The following is a 17,884-nucleotide window of genomic DNA, read 5'->3' as shown; positions in this document are numbered from 1 at the left end:
CAACCCCGTGGGTCCGTTTATCTTGCGGATAGCTACCAAGCCAGGAGCCCCGACCTGCGCACCGAGGATCTACAGTGGCCATCGAAGAGATCAACGGCCCGGACGCTGCCGGGCACAGTCTCGCCCTGAACCGCGGCGCCACATGCTTGCCAACCTGCGATGGGTCACCGCCAGCTGTCTCCTTCGGCACAGTACGGGCATGCGCAACGCCGGGGGCCTGGTGGCGGCAATGGCGCCGTCGGCGCCCGTCTTCGCAGGACTGCTGGCCATCGTGGCGGGTACCACGATCATGCTGCTACCCCCAACCAGTACACCGTCTTCGCACTGCCCGGCACCGCGGGCTTGACCGGATTCCTACTCGGGGGCGGAATGATCGTCCTCGGTGTGTTGCTCTGGACCCAGCCCCAACACCACGCACCGCTCGGCGTCGCGCTCGTCCTGACGCCTCTGGCCTCGTTCCTCTACACCAACCTGTGCGGCCTCCTGCTCGGCATCCCGCGGGAGGGTCCGTAACGCGAACGGTGTTTCCGGCGGTGTCGATTAGTAGGTCTCGGTCACCGGCCAGCGGTCACCGAAGGTGATGGAGAACGCGTTGATCACTGGCTTCCAACGCATCATCCATCGTGCCGCCCCGGTCCCTGTGGGGTCGAGGCTGCGGGTCACAAGATACAAGCACTTCATCGCCGCTTGCTCGGTGGTGAAGTGCCCACGTGCCCGGATCGCGCGCCGGTAGCGTGCGTTCAACGACTCGATCGCGTTCGTCGAGCAGATCATCCTCCTGATCTCGATATCGTAGTCCAGAAAAGGAACGAATTCGGTCCAGGCGTTACGCCAGAGTCGAACCATGGCTGGGTATTTCTTCGACCATTTCTCGTCCAGTTCGTCCAGTGCCGTTGCGGCGGCGTCGGCGTTGGGTGCCGTGTAGATTTCTTTCAGGTCGCGTTTCAACGCGTCCGTGTATTTCCGGGAAGTCAGCCGAAACGAATTACGAATTAAATGCAGAACGCACGTCTGGACGATCGTTTGTGGCCACACCTGCTCCACCACCTCCGGTAACCCCTTGAGGCCGTCACAAACCAGGAAGAACACGTCCTTAACGCCGCGGTTCTTGAGATCCACCAGCACACTCATCCAGAACTTGGCGCCCTCGCCGCCGGTACCGGCCCACAATCCGAGCACGTCCTTGCGGCCGTCGGTGGTGACGCCGATCGCGGCGTAGAACGGCCGGTTGGCGACCTGGCCGTCCCGCACCTTGACCACGATCGCGTCCACGAACACCGCGGCGTAGACCGGCTCCAGTGGACGGCTTGCCCAGTCCTGCATCTCCTCGATCACCTTGTCGGTAATCCGAGACACCGTCTCCTTCGACACCGACGCGCCGTAAATCTCGGCGAAATGCGCCGAAATTTCGCCCGTGGTCAACCCCTTCGCATACAACGACAACACGATCTCGTCCACGTCAGTCAGTCGACGCTGACGTTTCTTCACGATCTTCGGCTCGAAAGTCGATTCCCGATCCCGGGGAACCACGATGTTCACCTCTCCAGCCGCGTCCGAAACCACCGTCTTCCCCCGGGCCCCATTCCGCACATTCGACGAATCACGATTCGAATCGGCACGATTCTTCGCGTGCCCGAGATGCTCGGTCATCTCCTCGTTCAGCGCCGCTTCCAGAACGTTCTTGGTGAACAGCTTCAACAGCCCGTCCGGTCCAGTGAGCGACAGGCCACGTTCCCGCGCCTGCGCCACCATCGCCGCCGCGGCAGCCTGCTCGGCCGACCGCTCCCGCTCCGACTTCCTCATCTTCCTCTGATCCGCGCTCACAGCATCGGATGCCATCACTGTCCGTACCCATCCCGCCGGATTTCACCCCGGCGTGTCGGGCCAGAAACACCGCTCACGACACAGTCCCCCATCGTGCAACCGCAGGGTTACTACCGCACGTTCGAGTGCAGCGTCGGTACGTGGAACGAACCTGCTCGGACGGCCTAATACTGCAACGGCAGTTAAGGAAGTGGGTAGCCGCGGCGTTTGTAGTGGCTGAGGCGGGCTTGGTGTTGTCGTCGGCGGCGGAAGCGTGACCAGGACCAGATGTGTTCGGCGGCGTCGGCGACACGCAGGACCAGCTTGGTGAGCAGGCGCCGGATCTCCGGTAGTGTAAAGCTGATCATGTCTGGTTCGGCGATACCGATTCCCCTTTTATGGCAAGGGATTTGGCGACGGCGAGCCAGGCGTGGGCGAGCATCGACAGGGTGATGTGGGCGTACCACGCCCGCCAGGACCGGACCTGGTAGTGATCCAGTCCGGCTTCGTTCTTGGCCTGCTGGAAACACTCTTCGATCCGCCAGCGCGCCCCGGCGATCCAGGCCAGGTTCAGCAGGGTGGACCGGCGGGGCCCGTAGCAGATGTAGTAGGCGATCTCGGTCGGATCAGAGATCGAACGCCGGGCGAGCAGCCAGTGCCCGCGCCCGGCCTGCCAGCCAATCCGGACCGGCACCCGTGCCCAGTCGTACTCGCGCGGCCCGTGCGCGCCGGCACCGACCGACAACCGCCGCCACGCCCGGGCGGGCAGGTCCGCGATCAGCTCATCGGCCCGCTGTTCGGTGCCCTCGGCGGTGATCAGGGTGTCGTTGACCTTGGTGGCCAGCACGTACGCGGCGTCGTGTTCCTCCAGCCAGGCTCGCAGGTACTTGACCTGCCCGTAGGCCTCATCGGCGGTGACCCACGCGAACGGCACACCCGCCTCGAACGCCCGCGCCAGCATGCCCATCGCCTGCCGCGGCTTCGTGGCGAACTCGACCTCATCCGGAATCCCCGCCCGTTGGCACCGGTCCCGGTCGGCGATCCACGGCTCCGGCAGATACAGCGCCCGATCGATCAGCGCATGCCCATGATCACCGGCATAGGCGAGAAAGGTCCCGATCTGACAGTTCTCGATCCGCCCCGCCGTCCCGGAATACTGCCGCTGCACCCCGGCCGAGCGCACACCTTTCTTCAGGAACCCGGTGTCGTCCACGATCAGCACGCCGCCCGGCTCGCCGAGATGCTCGACCACGTAGTCCCGCACGTCGTCACGCACCCCGTCGATGTCCCAGTCCGCCCAGCGCAACAACCGCTGCATCCCATCCGGAGACACCTCACCGGACTGCTCCGCCAGTGTCCAGCCGTTCTTCCGCTCCAACCCCGCGACCAGCCCGGACACATACTCCCGAGCCCGGCCCCGCGGCTCCGACCGCCTGAACCGTCCCGCGATCCGATCATGAACCCGATCCAGCTGCCCCATCACCACATCGACCACCACAACGATGATCTACCACACGACGACCAACTGCCGTTGCAGTATTAGGAGACGTCATGGAAACTCGGACTGAACGGACTCGGTTCGACCCGGTCGATCTGCGTCGTCGTTGGGTCCAGGTTCCGGCCGGTGATCCGCAGGTGGCTGCCGAGCGGATCGAGGGACTGGGGGTGGATTTCGCGGCGGCCAACGGTCGGGTGTGGGAGACCGACGACTTCGTTTATCTGCCCGTGGTCGTCAACCTGCGCACCGGGGACACGATCAGCCGCGAGGCGGTCGTGTTCGCGCTCGGCCACGACGTGCTCGTCACCTTGCAACCAGAAGTCAGGTTCGCGCCGTTCGACAAGGCCGTTGCGCGGATGCGGCGCACGCCGCACCTGGCCGGGTCGCCGCACGGGGTGATGTATGCGCTGCTGTACGCGCTGAACGAGGCCGCCGAGCGGGTGATCGACTACGCCAGCGACGCCCTGGAGGCGATGACCGACGAGATCGACATGGCCACGAAGGGGGTGGACGAGAACGGGCGGGACATCGGGGTGATGGACATGCAGGACACCATCGCTCGAATGAACGAGGCCGAGGAGATCGTGTCCCGCTCCCAGGAGTCGCAATTGCTGCTGGCCCGTGCCGCCCGGTACCTGCGTGCCGAGACCGCGGCGAGCGAGGTGGAGCTGGGCAAGCTGATCGACATCCTGATCGCCGACATCGACGGGGTGAAGGAACACGCGAGTTTCGAGCACGACAAGGTGCGTTATCTGCAGCAGTCCATTATGACGTCGCTGGATGTGAAGCAGAACCAGATCGTCAAGGTGTTCACCATCATCACCGCGGTGTTCCTGCCTCCGACGCTGATCGCGACGTTCTACGGCATGAACTTCACCTGGATGCCGGAACTGGAATGGGAGCACGGCTTCCTGGTGACCACGCTGTTAACCCTCGTGGCGGCGTTGATTCCGCTGGCCTACATCAAGCGGAAGGGCTGGCTCCGGTGATCACGACGCCTCAGTCGCCTGGAGATGGGTTGTGAACCGGGTGGCGAACGGCGTGGTGTCCTGGGTTGACCCGGAGCTGCGGGAGCTGGCGACAGCGGCCCCGATCACGCTGTTTCAGCGGTTGTCCAGCTCCCCGAAAGGGCTGACCGAGCAGGAGGCAACCCACCGGTCGGCCGTGTGCGCCGACAATCGGCTGCAGCGGCACGAAGGGTCGGTGTGGGTGGGGCGGGCGCGGTCCGCGGTGGCTAGCCCGTTCGTGGCCTTGCTGACCGGGCTGGGCGTGGTGTTCACCGTTCTCGGGGATCTGCGTGGTGCGGTCACCGTGAGCGTGATGGTGCTGCTCAGTGTGGTGCTGCGGTGGTGGCAGCAGGTTCGGTCCGATCAGGCGTTACGCGGCCTGCGGGCGCTGGTGACCACGACGACTACGGTGCGCAGGCGGCCCGGTGACGGGCTCGCCCCGACCGAGCGGGAGGTGCCGCCAGAGGACCTGGTACCGGGTGACGTGATCGTGTTGGCGACGGGGGATCTGGTGCCGGCCGATGCGCGGGTGGTGGCGGCCAACGCGCTGCTGGTCGACCAGTCCGCGCTGTCCGGGGAGACCCTGCCGGTGCGCAAGGGGCCACCATCGCCTGTGCCCGATCGGCAACCCCGCGGCCGGACCGGTGGCGAGATCGCGGACCTGTCGTCGGTGTGCTTCGCCGGCACGTCGATCCTGAGCGGCACCGCGACCGCGGTGGTGATCACCACGGGGCCGCGCACCTACTTGGGGACGATGGCCGAGCAGGCCCGGCACGCCCGCCCTGAGAGCAGCTTCGACCGCGGCGTGCGCGCCGTGGGCTGGACGCTGGTGCGGTTCATGCTGGTGATGGCGCCGATCGTGCTGGCGGTCAACGGCACCGTCACCGGCGACTGGGCGCAGGCCGCGCTGTTCGCGGTCGCGGTCGCGGTCGGCTTGACCCCGGAAATGCTGCCCGTGATCGTCGCCGCCAACCTGGCCCGCGGCGCGGTGCACCTTTCCCGCCAGCAGGTGGTCATCACCCGGCTCAACGCCATCCAAGACCTGGCGGGCATGGACGTGCTGTGCGTGGACAAGACCGGCACACTCACCCAGGACCGGGTGGCCTACGCGCACAGTATCGACCCGGCCGGACGGCCGGACGGCGAGGCCGCCGAGTACGCCTACCTGGCCGTGCATTTCCAGACCTGCCCGCACAACCGGCTCGACGAAGCCATCATCGACCAGCTCGCCACCGACGACGCGCCGCTGGTCACCGACGCGGCGTTCACCAAGATCGACGAGATCCCCTTCGACCACACCCGGCGGCGCGCCACGGTGGTGGTGCGACAGCAGCCCGGCGAGCACATCCTGATCACCAAGGGCGACCCCGACCAGATCCTGCCCCGCTGCACCCACGCACGGCGGGCCGGCGAGGTAGTCGAGCTCAGCGAAGCAGATCGCCGCGAGGCTGGCGAGGTCGTGCGCGCTTACGCTGATCACGGCATGCGGATCTTGGCCGTCGCCGCCTGCGAGTATCCCGCCCGGCTGAGCGGCTACGACGAGGGTGACGAGCACGACCTTGTCCTTGTCGGGTTTGTCGGGTTCGTCGACCCGGTGCGCGACAGCGCGGCCGACGCGGCGCGGACCCTGGCCGACCACGGAGTCACGGTCAAGATCCTCACCGGTGACAACCGGCACGTCGCAGCGCAGGTGGCAGCCCAGGTCGGCATCCCCGTGGGCGAGATCGTGCTGGGGACGCAGGTTGAGGATGCCGACGACGCGCAGCTGCGTCGGCTCGTGGCGCGCACGACGGTCTTCGCCCAGGTCAATCCGGTACACAAGGCGCGGATCGTGACCGCGCTGCGGGACGCCGGGCACGCGGTTGGGTTCGTCGGGGACGGGGTCAACGACACAGTGGCGTTGCGGACGGCGGATGTGGGGATCGCTGCGGACACCGCCACCGATGTCGCCAAGGACGCCGCCGATCTGATCCTGCTGGACAAGGACCTCACGGTGCTGGCCCGCGCGATGGTGGAGGGTCGCCGCACGCTGGGCAACACCATGAAGTACGTCAAGATCACCGCGAGTTCGAACCTGGGCAACGTGCTCAGTGTCCTGGTGGCCAGCGCGACGCTACCGTTCCTGCCGATGCTGCCCATCCAGCTCATGGTGCAGAACCTGCTCTACGACGCGGCGCAACTGGCGCTGCCCTGGGACCGCGTCGACCAGGACTATCTGCGCCGGCCACGGCGGTGGGACACCGGCGGCCTGACCCGATTCATGCTCACCTTCGGCCCGCTGAGTTCGCTGTTCGACCTGGCCACGTTCGCCGTGCTGTGGTGGCTGCTGGACATCGACAGCCCCGCCGAGCAGGCGATGTTCCAGGCAGGTTGGTTCATCGAGGGACTGCTCTCGCAGGTCCTGATCGTGCTCGTGCTGCGCACCCGCCAGACCGGGATGCAGGTCTGGACGCCGTGCGGCGCACCGTCTCGGCCGGTGCTGGCCGCCGCAGTAGCGGTGGTACTCGTTGGCCTGCTGCTGCCGTGGTCGCAGCTTGCGGGCGCGCTGCGGATGGCGGCGCTGCCGCTGGGCTACTTCCCCTGGCTGCTGGCGATCTTGTTCAGCTATGTCGTGGCGGCCCAGGTCGTCAAGGCGAGGTACCTGCGTGGCGGGCGAGCGTGGTTGTGAGCCGCATCGGCTGCGGTGGCGGCGTTCGGGCGGGGCGGCCAGGGGCTGATCATGACGACGCGAGCGGAAGATGACTCGGGCACCGTCGAGATGGCGCTGCGTGTCGGCGCTGGCGTCGGGTTGGGCGCGCTGATCGGTTTCGAGCGGCAGTATCGGGCCCGGATGGTGGGGCTGCGGACCAATGCCCTGGTTGCTGTGGGGTGCCACGCTGTTCGTGCTGCTGTCCGCCTACGGCTTCGGGGATGTCAGCGGCGCCAGCTCTGCCGATCCCACGCGGGGTGCCGCCCAGATCGTCTCCGGCATCGGGGGTTCCTGGGTGCTGGGGTGATCCTGCGGGACGGGCTGAGCGTGCGTGGGCTTGGACACCGCCGCCACGCTGTGGTGCTCAGCCTCGGCGGGGGCGCTGAACTGGGGCGGCATCCTGCTCATGTCGCTGGGCGCCCAGTGGTACATCCTGTTCAACGTCATCGCCGAGGCCAGCGCGATCCCCAGCGACCTACGCGAAGCCGCCGCTGTGGTGGCGGAAACTCATCCTGCGGGGAATCTTCCCCGGCTATTCACCGGCGGTATCCCGCCGCCCCTTCTCCGCTGAAAACGCCCAGCAGCAACTCGACACCCCGCCATCGCCTGGGGCCGCTACGCCGAACTGTTCGACTACGACACCGACACCGACCAGATCACCGCCGATCCCGCCGCTGGCCTCCACCCATCGATCTCCTCATGAGCAAGGACACGAAGCTCAGCGACTTCACCCGGTGACGCGACGTGGACACATAGTGGACACACATGGCGCCACGGTTACTCGGGTGCGACGCTTCGTTGTCCCTGGCGAAGGCGGCTGGCGACGTAGCTGGCGCGGTCGCCGCCGTTCTCCCGGTGCCAGGCGCTGGCGGTGGTGTCGGCCACACCGAGCAGGTCGGCGAGCATCTTCCAGTGGACGGAACCAACCAGTGACATCCAGGCGCCGTTGCGGGCGGTGCGGGCGCTGGGGACGCCCAGCTTGCGCAGCCGGGCCTGGAGGGTGGCCGACGTCATCGGCCGGTCGGGGCGCAGCCCTGGGAACAGGTAGGGAGTCGGGCGGTGCCGCAGCGCGCCCGCGAGCGGGCGGCGGTTGTTGACGAGCTGCTGCAGGAGTACGGACAGCCGGGGGCGTAGCCACAAGGGGTCGCGGCCGAGTTGCAGGCCGAGGACGCCGGGCTCGTCCGGGTGGGCGAGGACGTCGTCGGTGGTGAGGTTGACCAGTCGCCAGCAGCTTTGCCCGTATTGCAGGACCAGGCAGCCGGCGGCACGATCGGTCAGCGCCTGGGTGTCGTCGGTCTCCAGCTTGACGGCGAGCAGGACTCGGTCGGTGTCGCTCATGATCTCCCGGTTGCCGGTGTGGGCCGAGGTGCCGATCGCGACGTGGGCGGGGGCGAGGCCGTTGGTTGCGGCCCACAGCAGGAACGGGCGCGCGTAACGCTGGCGGGGCCGGTTGCGGATCAGCCAGCGGTCCATCACGGGTTGGGTGAGGGCGGCCAGGCTGATGCCGCGGGCGCGGAGGTAGCTCAGCAACAGGCGGGCGGCGTCGAGCTTCCGCCGGAGGTGTTCGCGCTGGTAGCGCGTGAAGCCGGAATCCCGCTCGGCGCGCTGGTGGGCCAGGGGCATCAGGTGCCACCGGACGTAGCGAGCCAGGATGGTCTTGTCCTGCTGGACGGTTACTCGGGCCAGCAGGGTCTGGACGTCGCGGGTGAGCTGGGCGAGTTCTTCCTCGCGGGGTTCGAGGATCTCGGCGAGTACCGCGCAGGTGCTGGACCGCGGTGGTCTGCCGGAGCTCGTCGAGTGCCTCGTGCGAGCAAGCCAGTTCGCCGGTGACCATGCGGCGGATGAGTTGTCCGCCGGGCCGGCGCAGATACAGGCACAGCGAGTACGGGTTGTCGTAGCTCTCCAGCAGCTCGGCCAGCGGCGCCAACCAGGCGGCCGGTTGCCCGTCGGGCTGGGTGAACAGCTCGACCAAGTCCCGACGCGCGATGCAGGATACGCAGTGCCCGCGCAGCAGACGGCCCATGGCCCCACAGGTCGGGCAGCGGTAGGAGGGGGACCGCCGGGATACGGGAGAAACCTGCCAAGTAGTCGGGTAGTGCCTGGTCAGGCGTCGTTGTCGGCGAGGGCGCGGTAGAGCGAGGCAACTGAGGGGTGCCGGCCGGCGTTCTTGCCGGTCTTGATGGTCAGCTTCTTGACGATGTCGGGCATCGGGGTGCCCTTGTCGCGCAGGGCGCGGGCGAAGAGCACGTCGTCTTCGTCGATCACCTTGGGTCGGCCGCCGTGGTTGCCGCGTGCGGCGGCGGCCTGCTGGCCTTCGAGGGTCTTTTCGCGGATGTAGTCGCGGTCGAGCTGGGCGGCGACGGCGAGCACGGCGAAGAGCATCGATCCCATACCGTGTGGGTCGTAGATGCCGGTCAGCGGCCCACTCAGCAGCTCCAGCTGCACCCCGCCACCTTGCAGCTGGGCGGACAGCGTCATCAGCTCGGCGGCGTTGCGGGCAAGGCGTTTCATCTCGTGCACGGTCAGGATCACCGGCTGGTCCGGTGCCGCGATCTTGATCTCGTGGGCGAGGGTGAGTGCCTTCTCCAGCTCGGGGCGGATCTTGATGCGGGTGCTGATCTTCTCGGAGAACACCCGCGTGCAGTGCGCGGCCGCGAGCGCGTCGAGCTGGCTTTGCAACTCCTGGGTGGCCGTCGAGCAGCGAGCGTAGCCGATCCGGATCGGCGCCCCGTTCGTCTCAGGCGCCGGCGCGGCGACCTCGGGGCACTGCGTCCACTTCTTGCCGGGCCCGCGATCGGCCGGGACGGGTACGGTGAGTTCGTCGCGTAGCGCGGGCACGAGGATGAAGCGCGCGGTGTGGTACTTCGCGGCGGTCTTCCCGGCGCGGGTGCGGCAGGCGCTGCCGGCGGGGACGTCGCATTGCGGGCAGGGGTGGCGTTCGACCGCGGCCGCTGCGTCGTCGGGTCCGAGTTGCATACCTCCAGTCTCTCAGAACTCTGTCAAAACCGGGGGGTGTCCCTATGTGGTTGTCAAGCCGCAGCCGGGGCAGGAGTGGTCTCGGGGTGCCGGTAGTAGGTCTTGTTGCGGAGCATGGCGAACAGGACGTCGCAGCGGCGCCGCGCCAGGCAGATCAGCGCGGCGTTGTGCTTCTTCCCTTCATCGCGTTTTCGCTGGTAATAGGCCCTGCTGGTGGGGTCGGACAAGGCTGCGAACGCGGCGAGGAAGAACGCCCGCTTGAGTTTGCGGTTGCCGGTGCGGGCCGGGTGCTCGCCCTTGATGGAGGAGCCCGAGCTGCGGGTGACCGGGGCGATGCCGGCGTAGGCGGCCAGGTGGCCGGAGGACTTGAACGCCGTGGCGTCGCCGATCTCCAGCAGGATGCGGGCTGCGGTCCTGACCCCGACGCCGGGCATGGAGGTCAGGACCCCGGCAAGAGGGTGCGCATCGAGTATCCCTTCGACCTCGGTGGCGACCTGTTTGCGTTGCTGGAGAACGGTTTTCAGGCTGTCGGCCAGACGGGGCAGGACGGTGTCGGCCGCCGTTGTGCCCGGGACGACGACGGTCTGCTCGTCCAGCGCGGCCAGGATCGCGGTGACGAGTTTGTCGCCCATGCGGGGCGCGTGCGCGGTGGCGATCGCGGTGAGCTTGCGGCGGCCGGCGGCGCGGATGCCGGTCGGGCCGCCGCAGCGGGACAGGATCTCCAGCACCGCCGGGTGACTGATCCTCGGGCCGATCGCGCGTTCCAGGGCGGGGTGGACGCCGGTGAGCAGGCCGCGGATGCGGTTGCCGATCCGGGTGGCCTCACCGGCCAGGTCGTCGTCGAACCCGACCAGCACGTCCAGCTCGGCCAGGGCGTCGTCGCCGACGTCGACCGGGCGCAGCGTGTGCGGCAGCGAGCGGGCGGCGTCGGCGATGACGAACGCGTCCCGGGCGTCGGTTTTCGCGCGGCCGGGGTAGAGGTCGGCGATGCGTCGCATGGCCAGGCCGGGCAGGTAGGCCACCCGGTGGCCGGCCGCGCGGGCCACCGCGACCGGCAGCGCGCCGATCGTCGCCGGTTGATCGACCACCACCAGCAACGGCCCGTGCGCGGCGAGCTTGTCGAACAGCGCCCGCAGCTTCGGTTCGCTGTTGGGCAGCGGCGCGTCGTGAAGCCGCTTGCCCGCCGGGTCCAGGCCGACGGCGTGGTGTTCGCCCTTGCCGACGTCCAGGCCGAGGAACACCTGGTAACCGCTGGTCATCCGTCCTGCCGTTCGTTCGTCGCGGGTGGTCGCCGGTCGGGCATCGACGGCCGGCACCCACGTTACGACGAGACCTGCCCGGCGGGCGGCCGTGTCCCTATCAGCGGTCCCTCGATGCCACCAGGTCCGGTGACACCACCCCCCGGATCATGCGCTCGACTGGGGGCGTCAGTCATGCCGGACCTGGCGACCACGACTCCTTGATCAGGAGCTACGAAAAAGGTAACGGGGGGGTTCTGAGAGGTTTTGTGCGAATCGCGACCTGCGGATCTTCGGGGCGGATCGGGCTGTTCGCAGAACTGTCACAACTGTTCATTTATGAGAGAAACTACAGGTCCCTTGCCGCGCGAAGCCTGACACCGGTGCCCTTCCAGGTATCCGATCGGATCCGTTAGGACATTTGCCGGTGGACATGGCTAGGCCGGGGAGAAGAGGTGGCTACGATCGCTTCATCAGGTGTCGCCAAGGTGTCATCCGTCTTCGGCGCCGGTGGACAGTGAAGAAACTCGTCGAAGGAGCAGTTATGCCGGTGTCCGCACCCGATTTCGAATGGCTGTTCGCCCCAGGAACGCATCACACACTGTCCCGCGGCGATGTCGCCACCGTCCGGCTGCGGCAGGACGCCTCGCTGTGGCTGCCGTCCGGGCGGGTCGTCGCCGGCGAGCCGGCCATGTTCTTGTCGATGTCCGGCTCCGAGGACAGGTTTGTCCAACAGGTGCCACCGGGCCGGTATCCGGTGGTGCTGGTGCTCGCCGTGTTCGGCGAACCGGACGAGCAGGATGCGCAGGAGTGGGTCGCGGCGGCCCGGCTGATGATCCGGGACGAGCCAGCCGCCTCCTGGGAGATGGCGACGTGCGCGGGCCAGGATGCCGCCGAACTGGGCGACGACGAGTACTTCGGCTATCCGGTCGTCGGCGGCGCCGGCGGCTTCGTGGACGCGGCGAACATCGCGGCGCTGCGCGAGAACGACGACTACAGCAACCAGCTGCTATCTAACCTGGACATCCACATCCTCGGCGAGACCGACCGCACCGCGCCCGCCACACTGGCCGACGACGGGGACCGGCCCCTTGCGGTGGCGTTTCCCTCTGGTAGCGGAGACGGGCACTATCCAACCTGGGTTGGGCGCACCGCCGACGGCGAGGTCGCTTGCTTCCTCACCGACTTTTGCATCCTGACCGGGGATGGCGATAGCGAGAATGACGAGCCACCCTCAGGCAACGGTCCGATAAGCGTCCCGGAGGACTCGACCACGCCACCACGCCCGCCATATGCGGCCAGGCCACAGCCACTGTCTCCAGTGCAACGGTCTCCAGTGCGGCCCCCCACCGGGATCGCCAGTCCGGCGACTCCGAACATCCGGGCACGCCGCTCCCCGAGCAGCGATGAAACGTGAAACCTCGTCGTGCGGGGTTGGGGCGTCGGATCGCGCCCTAAGTGGCGAGACGCATGCGCGTCGCGCGCGAGGCAGTTTCCCCCAGGGGGCGCTTCCCGGCGATTGGGGTTGCGCGCAGCCCGCGATGGAGTCGTTGTCGCAGTCGATCTCGACCATGACCGGAACGACGTAGCGGACCCAACGGGTGGTCATCAGGATCCCTTACTTCGCGGTGACGCGCGCCCTTGTCCGGCGCGGCGCGGTGGCGTCGCCGGGGAACAGCGCCCCCGGCACCAGGTCCAGCGTAGTGACCGGCACCGCGTCAGGCGGCGACAGATCGAGCACCCAGTCCCCGAAGCGGCGGATGGTGTGGGTGATGTACGGGGAGATCGTGGCCAGATCGTCGGTGTCGATCGGGTGCCCGTCGGAGGCCAGCGCGTTCGCCGCGGCGGTGATGTCGCAGGCGTTGGAGTAGATCACGCAGTTCGCGAGCAGCTCGTTGAACTTGATGATCTTTTCCTGGTAGTCCGGGTCGTTACGCCCGACCGCCTCCCCGCCGAAACGCAGCCACGCGGAGAACCCGTGGAACGCCTCGGCCTTGTTGGTGATCGCGGTGATCTGCTCCCGCAACTGCGCGTCCGCGAGGAACCGCAGCAGCGTGATCGTGCGGATGACCCGGCCCAGCTCCCGGAACGCCCGGTACAGGCGGTTCTTCCGCGAGTTGTTGCCCAGCCGGCGCAGCAGCGTCATCGACGACAACCGGCCCTCGCTGATCGAGATCGCGGTGCGCAGCAGGTCCGTCCAATGCGTCTCGATCAGGCCCCAGTCGATCACGTTGTCGCCGAACAGCGAGTCGATGTGCGCGAACCCGGTGTCCGCGCTGGGCCGGTAGAAGTTCAGATCCGCCCAGTTGCGGATGCGCGGGAGCAGGTCGAAGCCGAGCAGCGCGGCGAGCCCGAAAACAGGCAGGGACTGGCCTTGGGTGTCGGCGTGGATCGTGTCGGGCTGGATCTCCGAGTCGTTGCGCAGCAACCCTTCGATGATATAGACGGCCGCCCACACCCCGCACGGGATGAAGTGGGAGAACAGGGCGATGTAGGTGTCGGAGATGTGCCGGTAGGCGATCCCGCCGTAGCCGCCGTAGCGGATGTGGGACTCGGCGAGGATGTTGTTCTCCCACGTGTCCACCTGCGTGCCGTCCACCGCGACCACCCGGCCGTCGCCCCACATCCCGGCGACGTCGAGCTTCGCGAACTCGTTGATCACGTCGGTGGACGCGGCGTCGATCTTGGCGCAAGTGGTGTGCTTGTTCGCCGCGATCGACAGCTCGTGCGCGCTGACCTGGTCACGCATGTGCCGCGCGACCTGCGCGGGGCCGAGAAGCGTGCCGTTGGCGAACACGGTCAGGACGTAGCGGGCCATCGCGTCGCGGATCTTCGGGTCCGATCCCGACGCCGGCCCGAAGTGCCGCGGCCAGCCGACCAGGTGCGCGGTGCGGGCCAGGATGTCCAGCAGCCCGCGTTCGGGCAGCCGCTGGTGAATCGACTCCTCCAGCGCCAGCGCGGACGGGCGCCGGTCGGCACCCTTGCGGCGCCGCAGGACCGGGCGGCCGTCCTCGAAGGACAGGTCGGTGTTGTGCGGGAACCCGGCGTCCACCACCGCGGCGATATCGGTCAGCGCCGCCCGGTAGTGCGCCGTGAGCTCCTTCGGGTCCGAGGGAATCCCGGCCTGGCCGCAGAACTGCTCGGCCAGCGGGACGCACTCATCCCAGGACATCAGCTGCGCGTGCAGGTTGGCGTAGGAGTCGGCGCCGACCACCGCGATGTCCCCGGAGCGCAGCTCGGAGGCGAGGTAGGAGAACACGCACACCTCCAGGTGACGGCGCACCAGCTTGCCCGGCCGGTCCTTCACCACCAGGATCTTGCGCCACGCCTCAGTGACGAAGTCGATGTCGATCGCCACCGTCACCGCGTCCGCCCCACGCCCGACGGTCACCTTCTCCGGGACGTACTCGCCGGTGCGGCCCCGGATCGCGCGCAGGAACTCCACCGCGTCGGCCACGCTGTGATCCGCGCTGGTCGGCTCCAGGTCGAGGGTGTCGAGCAGGGTGAACAGCGCCGAGCGGTGGCTCTTGTAGAACTTCTCCAGCAACGGCAGGTAGTTGTTGCCGTGGTGCGCCGACACCACCTCATGCGCTGCCGAGAGCTGCTCCACCCCGCCCGCGTCGGCCAGCGTCTTGAGCAGCAGCCGCCCGGCCCGCTCGGCCACCGCGGCCGCGGGTTCCGGCGCGGTCGCGCCGTCGTTGTCTGGTGCGGTGGCCTCCCGGGCGCCGGCCAGGACATCACCGAACACGTCCAGCAGCCGCTCGGACTCGGCGCGGTGCTGCTCATGCAGCTCGACCAGCCGCTCCTTGCCCTTCTTGTGGATCACCGCCATCCGCTTGCAGAACATCGTCGCGACCTCGTCCCGGGCCGTGGTCCGGCACTCGTGGATCAGGCTCGCCAGCAACGTCCACCGCTTCGCCTCGCCGATATCCCGCATGTCGCCGACGTCGGTCACCCGCGCCTCCCCGGCGAAATGCGCGATCTTCGTCGCCGGGATGCCGTCGAGCCACTGCTCGGTCGCGCCGAGCTCGTCCAGCGCTTGCAGGTGGGCCAGGCGAAGCTTGAACTTTCCCACCGACGCCGCCTTCGCCGGCGTCTTCAGCCGGTCAAACTCGCTGCGCCGCGATGTCGGGTCCAGCCACAGCAGCCGCGCGAGCCGCCGCCGGTCCGCCGCGTCCAGCCGGGTCGCGACCAGCCCGAACAACGCGGTGTTCGTCTCGGTGCGGCTCGCGGAGACCATCTTGTCCAGCGTGGTGAACCCCGGCAGCTCGCGCCGTGCCCGGACCAGCTCCTCCAGCGCGACGTTGATCAGGTCGGCCGGGTTGTCCTTCGTGGTGACCGCCTTGCGGATCGCTTTCTCGGCGATCGCGCGTGCCTCGGCGGGCTTGTAGACCACATTCAGTCGGTCACGGACGTAGTCACGGTGGCGACACAACGTCCGATCCGACTCGTGCACCGCCAGGACGTCCTCGGCCAGGCCCAGCGCGGCCCGGACATGGTTGATCACCACCACCGGCACGTCAGCCAGCTTCGGGAAATGCCCCAGCCGCTGGTAGCACTTCAGCAGCACCACCAACGCCAGGAAGTTCGGCTCGCCCTGACTCCGCCCCCGAGCCCACTCAATCTCGCCGGCGACCGGCGTGAACGCCTCCGCCAGCTCACGGACCGACACCACCCGCTTGAACCGAGGATAGGCGGTCCGATCGATCGAAGCCACCCAGCACCCCAGGCCCAGCCAGCGGACGTAACCCAGCGCACCCTAACCAACACCCGCCGCACCCACGTCACACGGGCTCTCTAACGATCTCTAGCGCCCTCTACCAGGCACTACCCGACCACTTGGCAGGTTTCTCCCGTATCCCGGCGGTCCCCCTAGGAGAAGGTGACGCCCGCGCAGTCCGGGCACAACGGCCCGGCGGGCTCGCGGCGGAACACCGCGGCTAGTTGGCCGCAGCAGTGGCAGTGCTCGTGTGTGAGCCGTACCGCGTCCACACAGGACAGGCAGACCGGGCCCTCCGGCCAATGTCGTTCGGCGCGGGCGGTGGTTCCGCATCGGGTGCAGGGGACCTGGGCGGCCAGGTAGCACGGCACGCACCTGGCCACACCGTCCGTAGCTGGCACGGACATCGACGGTCGTTGCCCGCAGTCGGTACACGGCGGACCGGGCCGCACCACTTCCCAGCACGCTTTGCACCACGGTCCATTATGGTCACGCGCGCACACCACCTTGTGGACGCCGCAGCCCGAGCACGGTTCGGCCAGCGTCTGGCGGCGGCAGCCGTCGCACCACGGTTCGCCGTCGGCGTCGCGGTAGGCCACCAACCTGGTCCGGCCGCAGTTGTGGCACGGCTGGCGTGGCCCAGCTTGCTGGGCGCAGGCCCGGCAAACCCCCGTGCTCAGAATCCCGACCTTGCGGGTCTTCCCGCAGCGCGGGCACAGCACCTCCGGCGCACGCCGGTTGTCGCACTTCTCGCACAGTGGCCCGTCCTCGATGAGCCGAGCCGCAGGCTTGTCCTCGCCGCAGTCGATGCACCGGCGCAGCGGCCGTTGATGCCCGCGCTGCCAACACCGCCGGCACACCGGCCGTTTCTCGTCGTCGCGGACGGTGACCGGCGCCGTCTGGCCGCATCGTGAGCAGGGCTCGGCCAGATGCGTCCGGCGGCATCGTTCGCACCACGCTCCTTCCTCGGTGTGGGCGGCGGCCAGCACGACCTTGCCGCACATCCAGCAGGGCTCGCGGGGAACGGTCTTGCGGTGGCAGGTGTAGCAGACCCGGCCCTGCGGGCTGTTCTTCGTGGCCTTCATCGTCCGCCCGCATACCGAGCAGGGCAGCGGGACGCGCCGCTCGCGCTGCCAACACCGCGAACACACCGGCTGCCCGTAGCGCCGCGCGGCCACCCGCCCCGACCGACCGCACAGCGAGCACGGTTCGGCCCGGCGCTTTCCGTTGCAGTTCTGGCACCACGCCCCCTCCGCCGTACGTCCAATCGGAACGGTCAGACGGCCACACCCGACACAGCTCTCCTTGTCCCGGCGGGCGTGGTAGCAGGTATGGCACAGCCCGCTAGCGACCAGAGATCGGTCGCATCCACAGCTGGCGCAGACACCTCGCCCTTTCCCCACGTGCGTGACCCGGTGTCCGGTCAGCTCTCGGCGTCGAAGAAGTCCGCGGACAACAACGGCATGTCCGGCACGGCCGGCCGCGGACCCCGGCGAGCCGGCTCCTCGGTGGCCGATTGCGGCTCGACCTCCACCGCCAGGTCCTCGAAGCGGCAGTCGAGGATCTTGCACAAGGCCAGGATCAACTCGATCGGCATCTTCGGCGGACGTTCGGTGCTGACGAGCCGGTAGATCGAGCTGCGGTCGAACTCGAAGCCGTACTTGCGCAACTCCGGGATCAGCTTCGTGGTGGTGTACCAGTTCTTGCGGACCGCCATCAGCTCACGCAGCCGCCACTCGTAGCGCGGCTGCCGGACCTGCACGTCGTCGTTCTGCTCGTCCGGTCCTTGCCGGGACACCGCGTTCATCGCACCCTCCTCCGGCGGCCAGCAGGCTCACCTGACGTGTGATCGCTGAAGTCGTCGTCCATCTCCGCCTCCGTCTCGGCCATCGCGAAGGCGCGTTGCAGCACGGCTTCCTCGGCACCGCGTCCAGGTGCTCGCGGACCTTTAGG

13 protein-coding genes and 1 pseudogene are annotated in these 17,884 nt (G+C 68.2%); 6 read left to right on the top strand and 8 right to left on the bottom strand.

Translation table 11 applies throughout. The features are described from left to right. The first annotated feature begins 159 nt into the window (after positions 1-159). The gene (locus ACZ1DY_RS08865) at positions 160-513 is read left to right on the top strand and encodes a DUF6114 domain-containing protein (protein WP_218160488.1); all 354 of its coding nucleotides are present in this window, start codon (positions 160-162) and stop codon (positions 511-513) included. Between the two features lie 27 nt (positions 514-540). Here the strand turns inward: ACZ1DY_RS08865 and ACZ1DY_RS08860 are convergent, their stop codons facing one another. Continuing rightward, positions 541-1,803, bottom strand: a complete 1,263-nt coding sequence (locus tag ACZ1DY_RS08860) for an IS256 family transposase (protein ID WP_043832448.1) — start codon at positions 1,801-1,803, stop codon at positions 541-543. Positions 1,804-2,167: 364 nt separating this feature from the next. After that, positions 2,168-3,301: an IS701 family transposase gene (locus tag ACZ1DY_RS08855; RefSeq protein ID WP_043829840.1), complete on the bottom strand. Its 1,134-nt coding sequence runs from the start codon at positions 3,299-3,301 to the stop codon at positions 2,168-2,170. Positions 3,302-3,354: 53 nt separating this feature from the next. On the opposite strand from ACZ1DY_RS08855, the gene ACZ1DY_RS08850 reads away from it, so the two are divergent. The 4 genes and pseudogenes from ACZ1DY_RS08850 (at position 3,355) to ACZ1DY_RS08835 (ending at position 7,568) form a co-directional block, all read left to right on the top strand. Continuing rightward, positions 3,355-4,290, top strand: coding sequence for a CorA family divalent cation transporter (locus ACZ1DY_RS08850; RefSeq protein ID WP_091679418.1), 936 nt, complete (start codon positions 3,355-3,357; stop codon positions 4,288-4,290). A 31-nt stretch (positions 4,291-4,321) separates the two neighbouring features. Further along, complete coding sequence (gene mgtA, locus ACZ1DY_RS08845) at positions 4,322-6,976, top strand: magnesium-translocating P-type ATPase (RefSeq protein WP_245788968.1); 2,655 nt, start codon at positions 4,322-4,324, stop codon at positions 6,974-6,976. Positions 6,977-7,027: 51 nt separating this feature from the next. Continuing rightward, a pseudogene (locus ACZ1DY_RS08840) lies at positions 7,028-7,279 on the top strand (MgtC/SapB family protein); the annotation flags it as partial. A gap of 55 nt (positions 7,280-7,334) precedes the next feature. Next, positions 7,335-7,568, top strand: a complete 234-nt coding sequence (locus ACZ1DY_RS08835) for a hypothetical protein (RefSeq protein ID WP_146770610.1) — start codon at positions 7,335-7,337, stop codon at positions 7,566-7,568. 206 nt (positions 7,569-7,774) lie between these two features. Here the strand turns inward: ACZ1DY_RS08835 and ACZ1DY_RS08830 are convergent, their stop codons facing one another. From ACZ1DY_RS08830 to ACZ1DY_RS08820, 3 genes are all read right to left on the bottom strand, one after another. Beyond that, positions 7,775-8,620, bottom strand: a complete 846-nt coding sequence (locus ACZ1DY_RS08830) for a hypothetical protein (protein WP_091679423.1) — start codon at positions 8,618-8,620, stop codon at positions 7,775-7,777. A 480-nt stretch (positions 8,621-9,100) separates the two neighbouring features. Beyond that, complete coding sequence (locus tag ACZ1DY_RS08825) at positions 9,101-9,973, bottom strand: recombinase family protein (RefSeq protein WP_091679426.1); 873 nt, start codon at positions 9,971-9,973, stop codon at positions 9,101-9,103. Positions 9,974-10,026: 53 nt separating this feature from the next. Next, the gene (locus ACZ1DY_RS08820) at positions 10,027-11,232 is read right to left on the bottom strand and encodes an IS110 family RNA-guided transposase (RefSeq protein WP_091679428.1); all 1,206 of its coding nucleotides are present in this window, start codon (positions 11,230-11,232) and stop codon (positions 10,027-10,029) included. Positions 11,233-11,755: 523 nt separating this feature from the next. On the opposite strand from ACZ1DY_RS08820, the gene ACZ1DY_RS08815 reads away from it, so the two are divergent. Next, positions 11,756-12,628 (top strand): DUF4241 domain-containing protein, encoded by an 873-nt coding sequence (locus ACZ1DY_RS08815; protein ID WP_091679431.1) that lies wholly within the window; start codon positions 11,756-11,758, stop codon positions 12,626-12,628. Between the two features lie 201 nt (positions 12,629-12,829). Here the strand turns inward: ACZ1DY_RS08815 and ACZ1DY_RS08810 are convergent, their stop codons facing one another. From ACZ1DY_RS08810 to ACZ1DY_RS08800, 3 genes are all read right to left on the bottom strand, one after another. Further along, on the bottom strand, positions 12,830-15,928 hold the full coding sequence (locus ACZ1DY_RS08810) for a Tn3 family transposase (RefSeq protein WP_091679433.1): 3,099 nt from the start codon (positions 15,926-15,928) through the stop codon (positions 12,830-12,832). A gap of 155 nt (positions 15,929-16,083) precedes the next feature. Next, positions 16,084-17,016, bottom strand: coding sequence for a hypothetical protein (locus tag ACZ1DY_RS08805; RefSeq protein ID WP_143101978.1), 933 nt, complete (start codon positions 17,014-17,016; stop codon positions 16,084-16,086). Between the two features lie 338 nt (positions 17,017-17,354). Beyond that, positions 17,355-17,738, bottom strand: a complete 384-nt coding sequence (locus tag ACZ1DY_RS08800; RefSeq protein WP_005456801.1) for a helix-turn-helix domain-containing protein — start codon at positions 17,736-17,738, stop codon at positions 17,355-17,357. Positions 17,739-17,884 lie beyond the last annotated feature (146 nt).

This window comes from Amycolatopsis sp. PSD-21, from assembly GCF_055561455.1.
Note: the sequence above shows the minus strand (reverse complement) of the source record. Positions and strands in the feature narration are given on the sequence as shown.

What these genes read in the sequence shown, in the direction of transcription:
- ACZ1DY_RS08865 (WP_218160488.1), top strand. Translation starts at nt 160, where the DNA reads ATGGGTCACCGCCAGCTGTCTCCTTCGGCACAGTACGGGCATGCGCAA.
- ACZ1DY_RS08860 (WP_043832448.1), bottom strand. Translation starts at nt 1,803, where the DNA reads ATGAGGAAGTCGGAGCGGGAGCGGTCGGCCGAGCAGGCTGCCGCGGCG.
- ACZ1DY_RS08850 (WP_091679418.1), top strand. Translation starts at nt 3,355, where the DNA reads ATGGAAACTCGGACTGAACGGACTCGGTTCGACCCGGTCGATCTGCGT.
- ACZ1DY_RS08830 (WP_091679423.1), bottom strand. Translation starts at nt 8,620, where the DNA reads ATGCCCCTGGCCCACCAGCGCGCCGAGCGGGATTCCGGCTTCACGCGC.
- ACZ1DY_RS08825 (WP_091679426.1), bottom strand. Translation starts at nt 9,973, where the DNA reads ATGCAACTCGGACCCGACGACGCAGCGGCCGCGGTCGAACGCCACCCC.
- ACZ1DY_RS08820 (WP_091679428.1), bottom strand. Translation starts at nt 11,232, where the DNA reads ATGACCAGCGGTTACCAGGTGTTCCTCGGCCTGGACGTCGGCAAGGGC.
- ACZ1DY_RS08815 (WP_091679431.1), top strand. Translation starts at nt 11,756, where the DNA reads ATGCCGGTGTCCGCACCCGATTTCGAATGGCTGTTCGCCCCAGGAACG.
- ACZ1DY_RS08805 (WP_143101978.1), bottom strand. Translation starts at nt 17,016, where the DNA reads ATGAAGGCCACGAAGAACAGCCCGCAGGGCCGGGTCTGCTACACCTGC.
- ACZ1DY_RS08800 (WP_005456801.1), bottom strand. Translation starts at nt 17,738, where the DNA reads ATGAACGCGGTGTCCCGGCAAGGACCGGACGAGCAGAACGACGACGTG.